Below are 15599 nucleotides of genomic sequence, written 5' to 3' on the forward strand. Positions count from 1 at the left end.
TCTAGGAGCCCTGCCGGTCGTGGCCGGACGCCGGGCGACGGTGAATGCGGCGGCGGTCGCGTACAGCTCGTCGGGGTGACCCGGTCGTGGTGGAAGAGGTGCTGGATTATCGCGTAGGAGACGTAGAAGTAGAACGGCGCGGGCCACAGCGCCGAGGTCAGCACGATCCAGTCGGTGGTGGACGACAACGCCCCAAGCGCCGGTGAGCACCATCGCCGGACCACCCAGCAGGACCTCGACCCATCGCAGCACGGGCGTGAGCCGGACCGCCCAGATCACGATCATCACCAGCCCCATCCCGAGCACGACGAGGATCGCGCGACCGACGGCGTTGTCGTCGAGGAAGGGGTAGACCAGGACGGCGGCCAGCTGGCCCATGAAGAGCACGGCCGACGGGTGCCGCCTGATCCCGTCCAGGGGCGGCGCGCAGCAGGCCATGGAGCAAGAGACGCGGCTGTGGCCCACGCGCCGCCCGAACTCCGGTAGCGTCCGCGGCGTGGTGACCCTCCGCGCCTCCAACCTCGTGCTGACTGCGGTGCTCGTGGCGCTGGTCGCCGCGCTGGTGGTCGGCACCCTGCGTGCCGACGCGGGTGGCGACGACCTCCGGCGCGCGGCCTGGGTCGGCGCGGACGAGGCGCCCGGGGACCTCACCCGACAGCACCGCGACGTCGCGCTGGCCGCCCGGGCTGAGACGCTGGCGCTGCTCACCGTCGACCACCGCAACATGGACGCACTCGTCGACCGGGTGCTGGCCGGCGCCGCCGGCAAGTTCGCCCGCAACTACGAGTCCCGGCGCGACGCCCTGATCGAGCGCGCGGTCAAGCAACGCTCGATCTCGACCGGCACCGTCAACGCGCTCGGCATATCCGACCTCGACGCCGAGTCGGCCACCGTGCTCGTGGCCGCCAACAGCAAGTCCCGCAATGTCTCCACCAACGGCACCAGCCAGTCGCGCTTCTACCGGTTCCGGCTCGAGATGGTCCTGGTCGAAGGTCGCTGGCTGACCGCTGACGTCGAGACGGTCGAGTGATGGCCACCACCGGTGCCGTACGCCGCGGCTGGCTGCTGACCGTGGTGCTGGCCGTCCTGGTCGTGCTCGCCACTGTGGTGCTCGTGCGGATGTTGTACGGCGTGGGCCCGGCCGGCCCCTCGGGTGTCGTCGACGGCACCACGCCCGCGGTCGCCGGCGCGCGGGTCGAGAGCGAGGCGCTCAAGGAGGCGGCCTTGACGGCGGCCGAGGCGCAGTTCGCCGACGACACCACCGAGGTCGTGGGCGCCGGCATCATCAGCGTCACCTCCAGCGATGCGACCGTGCTGCTCTTCGTCGACACGACACCAGCCCGTGCGGGGAAGGCGTCGCTCAAGCGGGTCGTGGTCACGATGGCGCGTGCCGGGGGCACCTGGAAGCTGACCGGCGACCGGGCCGTCTGACGGGACATTTCGGCGCGCCTCTTGAGACTCGCCCACTCGCACGCAAGGATCGCGGCCGTGACTGTCACCGAGCACGACACCGACCTGCTGATCGTCGGAGCGGGTCCGACCGGCCTGTACGCCGCCTACTACGCGGGCTTCCGCGGGTTGCGCGTGGCGGTCGTCGACTCGCTGCCGGAGCTCGGTGGCCAGATCACTGCGATGTACCCGGAGAAGCAGATCCTCGATGTCGCCGGCTTCCCGACCATCAAGGGGCGCGACCTCGTCGAAGGTCTGGTGTCGCAGGCCGCGACGGCAAAGCCGACGTATTTCCTCGACCGCTCGGCGAGCACGCTCGAGCAGGTCGACGAGGGCGTGGTGGTCGGGCTCGACGACGACACCCGGATCACCGCCCGGGCTCTGTTGATCACCGCCGGCATCGGCAAGTTCAGTCCGCGACCGCTGCCCGCCGGCGAGGGGTGGCTGGGACGCGGGATGGAGTTCTTCGTGCCCAGCTTTGCCCCGTACGCCGACAAGGACGTCGTCATCGTGGGTGGCGGTGACAGCGCGTTCGACTGGGCGCAGCACCTCGAGCCGTTGGCCCGCTCGGTCACGCTGGTGCACCGTCGTGAGGCGTTCCGCGCGCACGCGCGGACTGTCACAGAGGTGCGTGCGTCGAGTGTCGAGATCATCACCAACGCCCAGGTCACCCGGCTGGTCGGCGACGGCCGTGTGAGCGAGGTGGAGATCAGCGTCGACGGCGCCGAGCCGGTGCTGCGCCCGTGCCAGGCGGTGGTCGCGGCGCTGGGCTTCATCGCCGACCTCGGCGCGCTCCAGCAGTGGGGCCTCGAGGTCGAGAAGCGGCACGTCGTCGTCGACTCGTCGATGCGCGCCAGCCTGCCGAGGATCTTCGCGGCCGGTGACGTCACGGAGTATCCCGGCAAGGTCCGACTCATCGCCGTCGGCTTCGGAGAGGCGGCCACCGCCGTCAACAACGCCGCCGTGGCCATCGACCCCTCCGCGCACGTCTTCCCGGGGCACTCCAGCGAGGCCTGATCGGTGGTTTAGTGCCCGCGAGGGACGAGCGGGTGTATCGAGACCGGTGCCGAACCTCGGCGCAGGTGACCGCCCCGCCCAACCGGCCGGTAACATGGCGGCGCAGTCCGTGCCCGGTGAAAGAGAGTCCTCCTTGCGTGTCGCACTCCTGTCCTACCGGAGCAAGCCGCACTGCGGCGGCCAGGGTGTCTACGTGCGGCATCTCAGCCGTGAGCTGGTGGCGTTGGGGCACGAGGTCGAGGTGTTCTCCGGCCAGCCGTACCCCGAGCTCGACGGCGGCGTGAGGCTGACCAAGGTGCCTTCGCTCGACCTCTACCGAGAGCCGGATCCCTTCCGGGTGCCGAAGCTGCGCGAGTTCCGCGACCGGGTGGACGTGGAGGAGTTCCTCACGATGTGCACCGCCGGCTTCCCGGAGCCGAAGACCTTCTCGACGCGCGTCGCCCGGCTGCTGAGGGCCCGCGTCGACGACTTCGACGTCGTGCACGACAACCAGGTCCTCGGCTACGGCATGCTCGACATCGAGAAGATGGGGCTCCCGCTCGTCACGACGGTGCACCACCCGATCACCTTCGACCGCCGCATCGACCTCGCGGCCGCGCCCACCCGGCGCAAGCAGCTGTCGCTGCGTCGCTGGTACGGGTTCCTGCGCATGCAGGGGAAGGTCGCCAGGGCTGCCCGCAGGATCCTCACGCCCTCGGAGTCGTCGCGCCGCGACATCGCCCGTGACTTCGGCGTCGACCCCGCACGGATGCAGGTGATCCTGCTCGGCGTCGACGACGTCTTCGTGCCGCCGACCACGCCGCGCGTGCCCGGCCGCATCCTGGCGATGGCCAGCGCTGACGCCCCGATGAAGGGCATCTCCACGCTGCTGGAGGCCTTCGCCAAGCTCCGCACCGAGCGCGACGTCGAGCTGGTGCTCGTGACGCGCCCCGAGCCGGGCGGCCGGACCGAGCAGCTCATCGACACTCTCGGCATCGCCGACTCCGTGCGGTTCGTGCACGGAGTCTCCGACGCGGAGCTGGTGGAGATCATGGGCTCGGCCGAGGTGGCGTGCGTGCCCTCGCTCTACGAAGGCTTCTCGCTGCCGACCGCCGAGCTGATGGCGTGTGCCACGCCGCTCGTGGTCTCGCGGGCCGGCGCGATCCCCGAGGTCGTCGGCCCCGAGGGCGAGTGCGCCGAGCTCGTCACCCCCGGCGACGTGGGTGAGCTCCTCGTCGCGCTCGAGCAGCTGCTCGACGACCCGGAGCGCCGCGAGCGACTCGGCCTGGCCGGTCGCCGTCGGGTGCAGGAGCTGTTCACCTGGCATGCCGTCGCTGCCGCGACCGCCGCGGCGTACGACGAAGTGATCACCGACTTCCACCAGACAGCTACCACCAGATGAGGACGCACAGTGCTGACCGTTGACTTCGAACGGCTGGGCCTGCGGCCCGGCGAGAGGGTCCTCGACATGGGCTGTGGCGCCGGTCGGCACGCCTTCGAGATGTACCGCCGCGGCGCAGACGTGATCGCGTTCGACCAGGACGCCGACGAGCTGGCCGGGGTGCGCGACCTCTTCGGGGCCATGAAGGACGCCGGCGAAGTGCCTGCGGGTGCCGAGGCCGACGTCAAGGAGGGCGACGCGCTGCAGCTGCCGTTCGCCGACGGCGAGTTCGACCGAATCGTCGCCGCCGAGGTGCTCGAGCACATCCCGGCCGACATCGCGGCGATCCACGAGATGGTGCGCGTGCTGCGGCCCGGAGGCACCCTCGCCGTCAGCGTGCCGCGCTGGCTGCCCGAGATCATCAACTGGAAGCTGTCCGACGACTACCACAACGTCCCCGGCGGGCACATCCGGATCTACACCGACAAGGAGCTGATCGACAAGGTCAGCAAGGCCGGCATGGAGTACGACGGCGCGGGATACGCGCATGGACTCCACTCGCCGTACTGGTGGATCAAGTGCGCCGTCGGTGTCACCAACGACGACCACCCGCTCGCGAAGGCGTATCACCGCCTGCTGGTGTGGGAGATCATGAAGCAGCCCAGGGTGCTGAAGCTGGCCGGCAAGGTGCTCGACCCGGTGATCGGCAAGAGCATGGTCCTGTACTTCACCAAGCCGGTGACCACGGCTCTCGATGCAGACTGACCTGCCCGTGACCGTGCCCAGCGTCGAGGGCGTCCTCGGCGCGGCCGACGTCGCCGCGACCGCAGCATCGATCGCCCGGATGCAGGAGCCCAGCGGCGCGGTGCCGTGGACGAGCGGCCAGCACACCGATGTCTGGAACCACGTCGAGGCGGCAATGGCGTTGCTCGTCGGCGGCCAGGGCGCGGCGTCCGACCGGGCGTTCGCGTGGGTGCCGACCATGCAGCGCCACGACGGCTCCTTCCCGATGAAGGTCGTCGCCGGCGAGGTCGAGGATGCGTCTGGCGAGACCAACATGTCGGCGTACCTCGCGGTCGGGGTCTGGCATGGCTGGCTGGTGCGCGGCGACCTCGACTTCGTACGCCGCTATTGGCCGACCGTGCGTCGGGCCCTCGACTGGGTGGTCTCGATGCAGCTGCCGTTCGGCGGCATCGCCTGGTCGCAGGAGTGGCGAGACGGCCGCCCGGGCGCGGTCAACGAGGAGGCGCTCGTCGCCGGCTCGTCCAGCATCTACCAGGCCCTGCGTGCCGGTGTGGCGCTCGCCGACCTGCTCGACGAGCCGCAGCCCGAGTGGGAGCTGGCCGGTGGACGGCTCGGCCACGCGCTCTCGGCCCACGAGGACCTGTTCCTCGACAAGCGGCAGTTCTCGATGGACTGGTACTACCCGGTGCTCGGCGGCGCGGTCACCGGCGCGGCCGCGCGAGCGCGTCTCGACAGCCGGTGGGACGACTTCGTTGAGCCCGGCCTGGGCATCCGCTGCGTCTCGACCGACCCGTGGGTGACCGGCGCCGAGACCTGCGAGCTGGTGCTGGCTCTCGACGTCGCCGGCGACCACGACCGCGCCCGCCAGCTGCTCGCCGACATGCAGCACCTGCGCGAGGGCGACGGAAGCTACTGGACCGGCTACGTCTTCCCTGACGACGTCAACTGGCCGGTCGAGCACACGACGTACACCGCGGCCGCGGTGATCCTGGCCGCCGACGCACTCGGTCACGGCACGCCTGGGTCCGACATCATGCGCGGCGCGACACTGCCGGCGCCGTTCGCCGAGCTCGCCCTCGAGTGCGGTTGCGAGTCAGCCGACCGGGTCGCCCGCGTCTCCTGACGTCCGTTCCAGGACGCGCATCGAGCCGAGCGCGTCGACCTCGGTGAGGCAGCCGCTGTCGAGCGCCCGCACGAACACGTCGTACGGCGGCCGCCCACCGTCGGCGGGGTCGGGGAACACGTCGTGGATCACCAGCAGACCGCCCGGCATCAGCCACGGAGCCCAGCCGGCGTAGTCGTTCTGGGCGTGCACCTCGGCGTGCCCGCCGTCGATGAAGAGCATGCTCAGCGGGGTACGCCAGTGCCTGCTGACCGTGGTGGACGCGCCGACGACGGCGACGACCTGTTCCTCCAGCCCGGCGCTGGCGATCGCCCTGCGGAAGAACGGCAGTGTGTCCATCAGCCCGAGCTCCGGGTCGACGACTTCGGGGTCGTGGTGCTCCCAGCCCGGCTGGTTCTCCTCGCTGCCGCGGTGGTGGTCGACGGTGAAGACGGTGCCGCCGACGGCCTGGGCCGCGGCGCCCAGCAGCAGCGCGGACTTGCCGCAGTAGGTGCCGACCTCGAGCGCCGGCCCGTGCGGCAGCCGGTCGAGCGCGACCCGGTGCAGGAGCAGGCCTTCCTCCTCCGGCATGAAGCCCTTGGTGGCGCGGACCAGCACTGCCAGGTCGTCGGGAAGGCGGGGGAGTGGCTCGGGCACGGCTGCACGCTACTGGTGCGTTGCGCGGTGTGACCGGGGCCACGGAAGCTACCGCACGGTTTGCCGTTTCCCGGCAAGCCTGAAATGGTCGTAGCCATATGACTGTTGAAAATGAGATCGTCCCCCGACCACCCGATGACAACGCAGACCACCCCGCCCTCGACGTCGACATCGAGCCGGCCTCCGAGTCGCGGCAGACGCTTGACAAGGTCGTCTTCGGTGTCACCGCGGCCATCGCGGTCGCGTTCCTCATCTGGGGCTTCCTGAGCACCGAGACCCTGGCCAGCTCCTCGTCGACCGCCCTCTCGGGCACGATGGAGTACCTCGGCTGGTTCTTCGTGCTGACCGCGTCCGGCTTCGTGGTCTTCGCGATCTGGCTCGCCCTCGGCAAGTACGGCCACATCCCGCTCGGTCGTGACGGCGAGGAGCCGGAGTTCAAGACGTCGTCCTGGGTGGCGATGATGTTCTCCGCCGGCATGGGCATCGGCCTGATGTTCTACGGCGTCAACGAGCCGCTCACCTTCTTCGCCGACACCGGCGAGCTTGCCGTGCCCGGCAGCTCCGGCCTCTCGCAGAGCGAGGTCGCCGAGCGCGCGATGGCCCAGACGCTGTTCCACTGGACCCTGCACCCGTGGGCGATCTACGCCGTCGTCGGCCTCGCCATCGCGTACGGCGTCTACCGCAAGGGCCGCGCCCACCTGATCAGCGCGGCGTTCGAGCCGCTGCTGGGCCGGCATGCCCGCGGCCCGGCCGGCAAGGTCATCGACATCCTGGCCATCTTCGCGACCCTCTTCGGCTCGGCGGCATCGCTCGGCCTGGGCGCCGTACAGATCGCCAGCGGCCTCGAGATCGTCACCGGCATCGGCAAGGTCGGCAACGGCGTGCTCGTCGGCATCATCGCCGTCCTGACCGCGGCGTTCGTCGTCTCCGCCGTCTCCGGCGTCTCGCGCGGCATCCAGTGGCTCTCGAACATCAACATGGTGCTCGCCATCTGCCTGGCGCTGTTCGTGTTCATCGCCGGACCGACGATGTTCATCCTCGACCTGATCCCGTCCGCGATGGCGGAGTACGTCAAGGACCTGCCCGAGATGGCCGGCCGCACCAACGCCCAGGGCGGCGACGTCGCGACCTGGCTGAGCTACTACACGGTCTTCTACTGGGCCTGGTGGATCTCGTGGACGCCGTTCGTCGGCATGTTCATCGCGCGCATCTCGCGCGGCCGGACCATCCGCCAGTTCGTCACCGGCGTGTTGCTCGTGCCGAGCATGGTGAGCCTGGTCTGGTTCGCGGTCTTCGGTGGCAGCGCGATCAAACTGCAGATGGACGGGATCGACATCTACGGCTCCGGCGGTGTCGAGGCCCAACTGTTCGGCCTGCTCGAGCAGTACCCCCTCGCCACGGCCTCCAGCGTGCTCGTCATGGCGCTGGTGGGGATCTTCTTCGTCTCCGGCGCCGACGCGGCCGCGATCGTGATGGGTTCCCTGTCGCAGCGTGGCGCGATCGAGCCGAGCAAGCTCCCGGTCATCTTCTGGGGCGTCACGATGGGTGGCGTCGCCGCGGTGATGCTGCTGATCGGTGGTGACACGGCGCTCGACGGCCTGAAGAACATCACCATCGTGGCCGCGGTGCCGTTCGTGTTCGTGATGGTCGGGCTGTGCGTCTCGCTGGTCAAGGACCTCTCCGACGACCCGCTGATCATCCGTGCCCGCTACGCGCGACAGGCCGTGCACGACGCGGTCGTCGTCGGTGTCACCGAGCACGGTGACGACTTCGTGATCCCGATCGCCAAGGATCCCGAGGCCTGACGCGTCGGCTCAGGCGCTGGTGATCGCCCTGCGGACCTCGTTGATCGCCAGCGCCGCGAAGGCCAGCGTGCACAGCACCATCGCCACGTTGGACCAGATCTTGTTGCGCCCGAACGTCAGCCACAGAATGTAGTCCTTGTAGTAGCTGCCCGCGGCCTTGCGCTGCGGGTCGTCCTCGGACAGACCGCGCACGTGGCCGACGAAGTCGCAGTGCCGTGGACGTCGTCGGGTGGCTGCTCCGACCGCGACAACTCCACGTGCACGTCGTTCGACGGACTCCGCCGGGCCGGCGCCGAGGTCGGCCACGCGGCCGGCACCTACAGCCACGCCAACGGCTACTAGGCCGCGTCCGGCAACGTCTACCCAGGCGAGGGCAACCACTGGGACGTCAACTACTGCAGCCGCGGCTGCTGACCTGCGTCGTCGTCGTACCGGTCGCACCGCCACAATGGGGTCATGGCCGGTCCGGAGCGCGCAGCAGACAGCGGTGGGCCGCGGCACGTGAGCCCTGACGAGGCGTTGATCCACAGCTGGCTAGGCGACTACACCTTCGACGGCGACGATACCGACCCGCTCGGCCGAGACTTCGAGTACCGGCCGGGCGAGGACAGCGGCGTCCACGCCGATGATCCGGAGGCCGTGGCCCGCGCCCGCCAGTTCCGCGAGGTGCTGGGCCGCTTCGCCTCCGGTGTCGCCGTCGTGACCGGTGTCGACGGTGACACACCGGTCGGTCTCACCTGCCAGAGCTTCACATCGGTCTCCCTCGACCCGCCGCTCGTGCTCTTCTGCCCGGCCCGTACGTCGCGCGCCTGGCCGCTGATCTGGCGGTCCGGCTCGTTCTGCGTCAACGTGCTGGCCGACGACCAGGTCGAGATCTCCGACGTCATGGCCAGCCGGGGTGCCGACAAGTTCGCCGGCCTGTCGTGGCGGCCCAGCGAGGCGACCGGCTCGCCGCTGCTGACCGGCGCCGCGGCGTACGTCGACTGCTCCATCACCGCCGTGCACGAGGCGGGCGACCACTACGTGGTGATCGGCCGCGTGCAGGACCTGGCCGTCGGCGAGGGAGTGCACGGGCTGACGTTCCACCGCGGCCGCTACGGCTCCACCGGCGGCGTCTGAAAATCGGGGTGCGCTCCGCCCACTCGTTGGGGCACGCTGACGGTATGGAGCTGCACGAGATCACTCCCGACGACATCGGCGGCATCGCCGAGCTGGTCCGCATGACCAACGCAGCGCGCGCGGTCGACTCGCCCTTCGAGTCCGACGCGACGCCGTACTCCGTGGAGATGGAGATCCGGCACGGCTGGGACGGCGAGCCCGGACGACACTTCCTCGCCGCCACCGGCGACGGCCCGGTCGGCTTCCTGGTGGTCAGCACCACGGAGTACGACAACCCCGAGCTCGCGTTCCTCGACCTCGTCATCGATCCCGCCCTGCGTCGCCGAGGTCACGGATCGGCGATGCTCGACGCCGCGCTCGACGTGTGCCGCGAGATGAACCGCCCCAACGTCACCGTCGAGGCGTGGTACGACGACGGCGTCGACGCATTCGCCGCCGCACGCGGCTTCCGGCGGGCCATGGTGTCGGCACGGCGCCGGCACGACCTTCTCGACGTGCCCGACGGGCTGGTCGACGAGCTGTACGCAGAGGCCCTGCCGCACGCCGGCGACTACGAGCTGATGCGCATCCACGGGCGCACCCCCGACGAGCTGGTCGACCGGCTGGCCGAGGCAACGGCGGCGATCAACGACGCGCCGCTCGACGACCTCGACATCGAGGACGACGAGTTCCCGCCGGAGCGCATCCGCGCGTACGAGGGCGCCCAGCTGGCAAGGGGTCCCGGCTTCTACCGGATCATTGCCCTGCACCGGGAGTCCGGCGAGATCGCCGGGCACACGGTCGTGGCCGTCGACCCCGAGCAGCCGACGTACGGCGAGCAGCACGACACGTCCGTGGTCACCAGCCACCGCGGGCACCGTCTCGGGCAGCTGCTGAAGGCCGACATGGTGCGCTGGCTGCGTGAGATCGAGCCGCAGCTCGCGCACGTGGACACGTGGAACGCCGCGTCCAACGAGCACATGATCGGCGTCAACGAGCGGCTGGGCTACCGGCTGCTGGCGCAGGGTGCGCTCTACCAGCGCCGGCTGGACTGACGCCTACTCGTCGAACGTGTAGCCGAACGCGTCGATGTCCTTGGCGTAGACCTCGGCGACCCGTTGCCGGGTGCGGTCGTTGTAGTAGTCGACGTGCGTGCCGTGCTTCGACTTGTTGCGGTGCGGCGGTTCCTCGGCCGGCAGTCCGAGCCGCTCGGCGACGACCATCAGGTCGCGGCCCAGGGTCTCGGTGCGGCCGATGAAGTCGACGCGTCTGCGCTTCGCGGTGAGGTAGTCGATCTGGGCGAGGCCGACCCGCGGCAGGTCGACAGGGCCACGCATCACGAACTCCTCGAAGTCGGCGTAGCCGGCGACCGCGCGCCACTGCTCGTTGCCGTCCTTCATGCCGCCGCGCTCGACCTGGGGCTTGCCCGAGGCCGGGCCCCAGGTGCGGTTCCAGGCCTCCATCATGGAGTACCAGGACACCATCCGCTTCCACGGGTTGCGCACGAAGCCGAACGAGAAGTAGTCATGCGTCTCGGGGTAGTTGCGCAGGATGTAGCCGAGCCGCGCGTGCCGCACGTTGCCGGTGATCGGGTCCTCGACGTGGGAGTCGAGGAACTGCTGGATCGAGACGCCTCCGGTCTTCGGCACGTGGACGAAGACCATCTGGAGCTTCGGCGAGATCAGCACGCCTGGAGGCTACTTCACTGCGCCCTCGGCTCGTCGGCCCACTCGACGTGGTCCGGGACGGGATGGTGAATCGCGTGCCGGTGAGGCGCACATGGCCGAGGGCCCCGCCTGTCTGCTCCTGGCGCACGTCACCGAGCGGGTGCTGATACCCCTCACCGGCATCGCGGTGCTGCTCGGCCACGACGACCTGCCGTGGCTTCATGTCACGTTCTTCCGTGCTCTGGCGGAGCACGTCGGGCAAGTGCTCGAGCACACCCTCGTCGACCGCGACGGTCTGCTCGGCCGGATGCTCTAGCGGCCAGCCCCGAGGGGGCTGGCCGCAGAAGTCAGGCTATCGCTCGGCGAGATGATCGGGTGGGACGGAGACGACCGCTCCACCCACGTCTCATCGTGGCTGGGGACGCCGACCGCGAACCATCGACAGCAGGAGCATCACTCCGAGCATGAGGAGCCCGAACCCGGTCCCGGCTGTCAGGACCAACTGCTCGGCAGCACCGGTGTTGGGCAGGGTGCTGGGGGCGCCGCTGGCACCCGCGACTCCAGCGCCGCCGCCGCTGGCACCCGCGACTCCGCCGCCGCCGCCGTTTCCGCTGCCGCCGTTTCCGCCGCCGCCGTTTCCGCCGCCGCCGCCGTTTCCGCCGCCGCCTGCGCCTCCGCCGCCGCCGGACGATGGGGCGGTGGTGGCGCTACCGCTGACCGTGGCGCTCGGTGTGGTGGTGGTCGGTGTGGTGGTGGTCGGTGTGGTGGTGGTCGGTGTGGTGGTGGTGGGTGTGGTGGTGGTGGGTGTGGTGGTGGTGGGTGTGGTGGTGGTGGTGGGCGGTGCGCTGCTGGTGGTGGGCGGCGCGCTGCTGGTGGTGGGCGGTGCGCTGCTGGTGGTGGGCGGTGCGCTGCTGGTGGTGGGCGGCGCGCTGCTGGTGGTGGGCGGTGCGCTGCTGGTGGTGGGCGGTGCGCTGCTGGTGGTGGGCGGTGCGCTGCTGGTGGTGGGCGGCGGCGTGGTGACCGTGAGCTGGTCGCAATCCGCCTTGCCACCGGGCGCGAAGTAGTCGAGCCTCAGGTCGCCGGCGTTGTGTGGGACACCACGCCACGTGCCTGCCTCGTTCCAGGTCACCTTCTCATTGTGCTGCTTGTCAGTACCGGTGATGTGACCATTGGCCTCGTCCGCGGGCACGTTGATGTAGACGTACGGATTCGACTCAGAGCCGGTGCGGTGACACACCCCGACCTTGCCGCCGTCGGGTCCGTTCCCGTCGGCAAGCGCAGGCCCGAGACCGAAGCCGATGCCGATCGCGCCAGACGAGATAAGGATGGTGGCGCCGACGGCTGTCAGATACTGACGGGCTGATGTGCGATCCATGATGAATCCCCCAAAATTGCGACCACGACCGACGTCCCCAATAGTCGCCGTACTGTGGTGTGTTGACTGTGGGGCGAATGGGCCGAAGTTTCATCCCCAAATTGCAGTAACCCGAGCTTCCGGGCAACCCGACGGGGCTTGCCGGGGTCTTGGCCGCGGAGCCTGGGACTGGTGCGAGCAAGTCCTGTTCGAAGGACGAGGTGGCACGTCGAACGCTCCGAGGACGCGCCTCAGCGGTCCAACGGCCAGCCGCGCGACGCCCAGCCGGCAGTGCCGTCGGAGACGTTGACCGCGTCCACACCCTCGCCCTGGAGGAAGTCGACCATGGCCCGGCTGCGACCGCCGCTCTGGCAGATCACCAGCACGCGCTGACCGGCGGGCAGCTCGGCCACGCGGGTGGGCAGCTCGCCCATCGGGATGTGTACGGCGCCGGGAACGCGGCCCCCGGCGTACTCGTCGGCCTCGCGCACGTCGAGCACGAACCCGCCCGCGGCGTGCTCCGCAGCGAACGTGTCGAGGTCGAGCTCGTCGGGATGGTCGTTCTGCTGGGCGACCTGGCGGTGCACGTCGGCCATGTCGAGACCGCGCACGGCCTCGATGACCCCCTGCAGCTGGGCCGGCGGCAGGGCGCCGGGCTGGGAGAAGACGAGGATGCCCTCGCGAAAGGCCATCAGCGTCGGGATCGACGTGATCTGGGCCATCGCCGCAAGCTCCTTCTCCGCCTCGGTGTCGACCTTGCCGAAGACGATGTCGTCGTGCTCGACGGCGGCCTTCTCGTAGACGGGCGCGAACTGGCGGCACGGGCCGCACCATTCGGCCCAGAAGTCCACGAGCACGATGTCGTGACCGGTCACGGTCTCCTCGAAGGATGCGGTGGTCAGCTCGAGCAGTGGCACGGGTTCTTCTCCTGCGGGTTCGCGGTCGGGACACCTCGACGGTACCGGGCGCATGATGGGGGCATGGACGGTCATGAGGAGAACGGCGAGTACAGCGTCGACGACGAGACCCAGCTGCAGGCCGAGGACACCCTCGACGACCGCGGCGTGGACGACGTACTCGATGAGGGCGTCGTCACGCGCGAGCGCTGGTCGAGCGCGCAGGGCTTCGGCAACACTGCCGCAGAGCAGCGAGAGGGTGCCTCCATCGACCGGCAGCTCGGCTGGGAGGAACCCGAGTCCGCCAGTGCCGAGTGGACGGGGGAGTGGGACCCCGACGAATCGTCGGCCGAGGAGCCGCCCGGCGACGAACGCTCGGGCCGGCTGGTGGCCGACAGCGACTCCGACGACCGGTTCGTCTCCGACGTCGGCATCGACGGGGCCGGCGCGAGCGCCGAGGAGGCCGCCATGCACGTCATCGACGAGACCAACCTGTGACGGCCGTCCCACCGGATGCCCCCTTGTAACGCGCCGATACTCACAGTTCCGGGCCCATCGGTGGGGGCGGAGGATGGGGTAACGGCGCTCGTGGCTCACCGCCCGGGCCGGCCCTTCAAGCACCTACCAGCCGCGAGCGCGCCACTCAGCAAGGTTCGGCCGCTCGTCCCCGAGCCGCCCGTCGTTGCCGTGGCCGGGGTAGAACCAGGTGTCGTCGGGAAGCGTGCCGAGCAGCTTGGCCTCGACCTCGTCGATGAGCTGGACGAAGGCGTCGGCGTCGCCGAACGTCGAGCCGACACCTCCGGGAAAGAGGCAGTCGCCGGTGAACAGGTGCGGGTGGCCGTCGGGGTCGTCGTACACGAGGCAGATCGAGCCCGGAGTGTGGCCGGCGATGGCGATGGCCTTCAGCGAGCAGGTGCCGACCTCGACGGTGTCGCCCTGCACGAGGCGGCGGGTGACGTCGACGCCGGTCTGGTCGGTGATGGCGTCGGCGTCGGGCTCCCCAGCGAGCACGACGGCATCGGTCGCCGAGACCACGTCGGCGAGGGCCCGGTGGTGGTCCCAGTGCTGGTGGGTCGTCACGACCGCGCGCAGTCCCTCGGACCCGATCAGGTCGAGCAGCAGGCCGGACTCGGCGGCGGCGTCGACGAGCACCTGGTCGCCGGTGTCGGTGCAGCGCAGCAGGTAGCAGTTGTTGGACATCTCGGGATCGACGGCCAGCTTGGTGATCCTCAGGCCACCTGCCTCGCGGGTCTGGGCGGGTCCGCCGGGGGTGACCTCTCCGTTGTAGGTCATGGGTTCACCAGCTCCCGGCGGCGGGCAGGGTCCCGGTCTCGGACGTCAGTCCGTCGCCGTCGCCGCGGCCGGTGAGCCACCAGCCCAGGTCGGCCACGGTGCCGGCGATCCAGGGTCCGCCCTCGCCGCCCACCTGCCACGAACGGCCGAGGTCGCTGGCTCGCAGCGTGAGCGGGCCGTGCGCATCCAGCCGTCGCGACATGTTGGACACGATGTCGGTGGCGAACTCCTCGGACCACATCGTCCGGTCGTAGCCCGAGCCGAGGTCGGCGTGGTGGATCTCGACCTCACCGAGCCGCTTGGTGGGCACCTGGCTAGCGGGGAAGCTCACGTCGCCGCCGGGGGTGCGGTGCACAGTGCCCGTCCAGGCTTCCTCGGGCATCCGGTCGCACGCGTCGGCGAACTGGGTCGTCGCCGTCAGGAGCCGGTCGCGCAGCTCGGCGGGCTCGGCGGTGGCGAGCTCTTCGACGTCGTTGTCGCGGGCTTCATTCGAGGCGTACATCGGCACGTCCTCACCGGCGGCCAAGCCGTTCAGGACCCCGGCCAAACCCTCGGCGTTGAGGGCGAGGTGGGCGATGACGTGGCCACGGGTCCAGCCGGGCAGCAGCGACGGCTCGGCGTACGCCTCGTCGGGGAGGCCGTCGACCGAGCGGGTCAGTGACCGGGTGGCGTCGGGGAGCAACTCGATGGCGTCCATGACGACATTGAACACCGTGACCTACGGTGGCGGGATGCATCGGTTCGCCAGCGTCGCCCTGATCGACCGCCGGGGCTGGCTGCTCCTTCAGGAACGCGACGAGCACCCCGACATCGACCCCGAGTGCTGGGGGTTCCCCGGAGGCGGTGTCGAGGAGGGGGAGACCTTCGAGCAGGCGGCCTACCGCGAGCTCGAGGAGGAGACCGGCGTCAGGCTCGATCCCGGCGCGCTCACGCTGCACGGTGAGTTCTCGTTCTACAGCGATCAGTGCCGCACCGACGACGAGTTCGCGCTGTACGTCGCGCACGTCGACCTCACCGACGACGACGTCGAGTGCCACGAAGGCCGGCAGATGCTGTTCGTGGACCCGGTCTCACTCGGTGACCTCCCTCTCACGGGCTCCCTGAAGATCGCCCTGCCAGGTCTGCTCGACTCCGATGTCTACGCCCGGATCACCTAG

General features: G+C 70.1%; 21 protein-coding genes. 15 read left to right on the forward strand and 6 right to left on the reverse strand.

Annotated elements, in window-relative coordinates:
* The first annotated feature begins 174 nt into the window (after window positions 1–174).
* From H4Q84_RS00145 to H4Q84_RS00175, 7 genes are all read left to right on the forward strand, one after another.
* Window positions 175–486 (forward strand): hypothetical protein, encoded by a 312-nt coding sequence (locus H4Q84_RS00145; protein WP_248581417.1) that lies wholly within the window; start codon window positions 175–177, stop codon window positions 484–486.
* Between the two features lie 10 nt (window positions 487–496).
* Entirely contained in the window at window positions 497–1030 is a 534-nt protein-coding gene (locus H4Q84_RS00150; RefSeq protein WP_248581418.1) for a hypothetical protein, read from the forward strand.
* Window positions 1030–1431 (forward strand): hypothetical protein, encoded by a 402-nt coding sequence (locus H4Q84_RS00155; protein ID WP_248581419.1) that lies wholly within the window; start codon window positions 1030–1032, stop codon window positions 1429–1431. Before H4Q84_RS00150 ends, H4Q84_RS00155 begins: the two co-directional genes overlap by 1 nt.
* Window positions 1432–1488: 57 nt before the next feature.
* On the forward strand, window positions 1489–2466 hold the full coding sequence (locus H4Q84_RS00160) for an NAD(P)/FAD-dependent oxidoreductase (protein WP_248581420.1): 978 nt from the start codon (window positions 1489–1491) through the stop codon (window positions 2464–2466).
* Window positions 2467–2599: 133 nt separating this feature from the next.
* Window positions 2600–3847 (forward strand): glycosyltransferase family 4 protein, encoded by a 1248-nt coding sequence (locus H4Q84_RS00165; protein ID WP_248581421.1) that lies wholly within the window; start codon window positions 2600–2602, stop codon window positions 3845–3847.
* A 9-nt stretch (window positions 3848–3856) separates the two neighbouring features.
* Window positions 3857–4591, forward strand: coding sequence for a methyltransferase domain-containing protein (locus tag H4Q84_RS00170; RefSeq protein ID WP_248581422.1), 735 nt, complete (start codon window positions 3857–3859; stop codon window positions 4589–4591).
* Between the two features lie 7 nt (window positions 4592–4598).
* On the forward strand, window positions 4599–5693 hold the full coding sequence (locus tag H4Q84_RS00175; RefSeq protein ID WP_248581423.1) for a prenyltransferase: 1095 nt from the start codon (window positions 4599–4601) through the stop codon (window positions 5691–5693).
* On the opposite strand, the gene H4Q84_RS00180 is transcribed toward H4Q84_RS00175, so the two are convergent.
* The gene (locus H4Q84_RS00180; protein WP_248581424.1) at window positions 5664–6329 is read right to left on the reverse strand and encodes a class I SAM-dependent methyltransferase; all 666 of its coding nucleotides are present in this window, start codon (window positions 6327–6329) and stop codon (window positions 5664–5666) included. The two genes, H4Q84_RS00175 and H4Q84_RS00180, sit on opposite strands and share 30 nt — an antisense overlap.
* A gap of 98 nt (window positions 6330–6427) precedes the next feature.
* On the opposite strand from H4Q84_RS00180, the gene H4Q84_RS00185 reads away from it, so the two are divergent.
* Window positions 6428–8134 carry a BCCT family transporter gene (locus H4Q84_RS00185; RefSeq protein ID WP_248581425.1) on the forward strand — a complete coding sequence of 569 codons (1707 nt, stop codon included), beginning with the start codon at window positions 6428–6430 and terminating at the stop codon, window positions 8132–8134.
* 9 nt (window positions 8135–8143) lie between these two features.
* Here H4Q84_RS00185 and H4Q84_RS00190 read toward each other — a convergent pair whose 3' ends face one another.
* On the reverse strand, window positions 8144–8326 hold the full coding sequence (locus H4Q84_RS00190; protein WP_248581426.1) for a hypothetical protein: 183 nt from the start codon (window positions 8324–8326) through the stop codon (window positions 8144–8146).
* Here H4Q84_RS00190 and H4Q84_RS00195 point away from each other — a divergent pair, their 5' ends adjacent.
* The 3 genes from H4Q84_RS00195 (at window position 8327) to H4Q84_RS00205 (ending at window position 10287) form a co-directional block, all read left to right on the forward strand.
* A complete protein-coding gene (locus H4Q84_RS00195) occupies window positions 8327–8476 on the forward strand; it encodes a hypothetical protein (RefSeq protein WP_248581427.1) in 150 nt (49 codons plus the stop codon). It begins immediately after the preceding gene.
* Between the two features lie 114 nt (window positions 8477–8590).
* Window positions 8591–9253, forward strand: coding sequence for a flavin reductase family protein (locus H4Q84_RS00200; protein WP_248581428.1), 663 nt, complete (start codon window positions 8591–8593; stop codon window positions 9251–9253).
* Between the two features lie 44 nt (window positions 9254–9297).
* On the forward strand, window positions 9298–10287 hold the full coding sequence (locus H4Q84_RS00205; RefSeq protein ID WP_248581429.1) for a GNAT family N-acetyltransferase: 990 nt from the start codon (window positions 9298–9300) through the stop codon (window positions 10285–10287).
* Between the two features lie 3 nt (window positions 10288–10290).
* On the opposite strand, the gene H4Q84_RS00210 is transcribed toward H4Q84_RS00205, so the two are convergent.
* Complete coding sequence (locus H4Q84_RS00210; RefSeq protein ID WP_248581430.1) at window positions 10291–10920, reverse strand: sulfotransferase family 2 domain-containing protein; 630 nt, start codon at window positions 10918–10920, stop codon at window positions 10291–10293.
* A 91-nt stretch (window positions 10921–11011) separates the two neighbouring features.
* Between H4Q84_RS00210 and H4Q84_RS00215 the strand changes: the two genes are divergently transcribed.
* Window positions 11012–11215 (forward strand): hypothetical protein, encoded by a 204-nt coding sequence (locus tag H4Q84_RS00215; RefSeq protein WP_248581431.1) that lies wholly within the window; start codon window positions 11012–11014, stop codon window positions 11213–11215.
* A 382-nt stretch (window positions 11216–11597) separates the two neighbouring features.
* A complete protein-coding gene (locus tag H4Q84_RS00220) occupies window positions 11598–11963 on the forward strand; it encodes a hypothetical protein (protein ID WP_248581432.1) in 366 nt (121 codons plus the stop codon).
* 541 nt (window positions 11964–12504) lie between these two features.
* On the opposite strand, the gene trxA is transcribed toward H4Q84_RS00220, so the two are convergent.
* Window positions 12505–13170 (reverse strand): thioredoxin, encoded by a 666-nt coding sequence (gene trxA, locus H4Q84_RS23305; RefSeq protein WP_349238393.1) that lies wholly within the window; start codon window positions 13168–13170, stop codon window positions 12505–12507.
* Between the two features lie 63 nt (window positions 13171–13233).
* On the opposite strand from trxA, the gene H4Q84_RS00235 reads away from it, so the two are divergent.
* Entirely contained in the window at window positions 13234–13647 is a 414-nt protein-coding gene (locus H4Q84_RS00235) for a DUF5709 domain-containing protein (RefSeq protein WP_248581433.1), read from the forward strand.
* A 123-nt stretch (window positions 13648–13770) separates the two neighbouring features.
* On the opposite strand, the gene H4Q84_RS00240 is transcribed toward H4Q84_RS00235, so the two are convergent.
* Both H4Q84_RS00240 and H4Q84_RS00245 read right to left on the reverse strand, forming a co-directional pair.
* The gene (locus H4Q84_RS00240) at window positions 13771–14442 is read right to left on the reverse strand and encodes an MBL fold metallo-hydrolase (protein ID WP_248581434.1); all 672 of its coding nucleotides are present in this window, start codon (window positions 14440–14442) and stop codon (window positions 13771–13773) included.
* A gap of 4 nt (window positions 14443–14446) precedes the next feature.
* Window positions 14447–15139 carry a maleylpyruvate isomerase family mycothiol-dependent enzyme gene (locus H4Q84_RS00245; protein ID WP_248581435.1) on the reverse strand — a complete coding sequence of 231 codons (693 nt, stop codon included), beginning with the start codon at window positions 15137–15139 and terminating at the stop codon, window positions 14447–14449.
* Here H4Q84_RS00245 and H4Q84_RS00250 point away from each other — a divergent pair.
* Window positions 15138–15599 (forward strand): NUDIX hydrolase, encoded by a 462-nt coding sequence (locus H4Q84_RS00250; protein WP_248581436.1) that lies wholly within the window; start codon window positions 15138–15140, stop codon window positions 15597–15599. The two genes, H4Q84_RS00245 and H4Q84_RS00250, sit on opposite strands and share 2 nt — an antisense overlap.

Source organism: Nocardioides sp. InS609-2 (genome assembly GCF_023208195.1).
Classification (GTDB): domain Bacteria; phylum Actinomycetota; class Actinomycetes; order Propionibacteriales; family Nocardioidaceae; genus Nocardioides.

What these genes read in the sequence shown, in the direction of transcription:
- H4Q84_RS00155 (WP_248581419.1), top strand. Translation starts at nt 1,030, where the DNA reads ATGGCCACCACCGGTGCCGTACGCCGCGGCTGGCTGCTGACCGTGGTG.
- H4Q84_RS00185 (WP_248581425.1), top strand. Translation starts at nt 6,428, where the DNA reads ATGACTGTTGAAAATGAGATCGTCCCCCGACCACCCGATGACAACGCA.
- H4Q84_RS00200 (WP_248581428.1), top strand. Translation starts at nt 8,591, where the DNA reads ATGGCCGGTCCGGAGCGCGCAGCAGACAGCGGTGGGCCGCGGCACGTG.
- H4Q84_RS00205 (WP_248581429.1), top strand. Translation starts at nt 9,298, where the DNA reads ATGGAGCTGCACGAGATCACTCCCGACGACATCGGCGGCATCGCCGAG.
- H4Q84_RS00215 (WP_248581431.1), top strand. Translation starts at nt 11,012, where the DNA reads ATGGCCGAGGGCCCCGCCTGTCTGCTCCTGGCGCACGTCACCGAGCGG.
- H4Q84_RS00235 (WP_248581433.1), top strand. Translation starts at nt 13,234, where the DNA reads ATGGACGGTCATGAGGAGAACGGCGAGTACAGCGTCGACGACGAGACC.
- H4Q84_RS00240 (WP_248581434.1), bottom strand. Translation starts at nt 14,442, where the DNA reads ATGACCTACAACGGAGAGGTCACCCCCGGCGGACCCGCCCAGACCCGC.
- H4Q84_RS00250 (WP_248581436.1), top strand. Translation starts at nt 15,138, where the DNA reads ATGACGACATTGAACACCGTGACCTACGGTGGCGGGATGCATCGGTTC.
- H4Q84_RS00245 (WP_248581435.1), bottom strand. Translation starts at nt 15,139, where the DNA reads ATGGACGCCATCGAGTTGCTCCCCGACGCCACCCGGTCACTGACCCGC.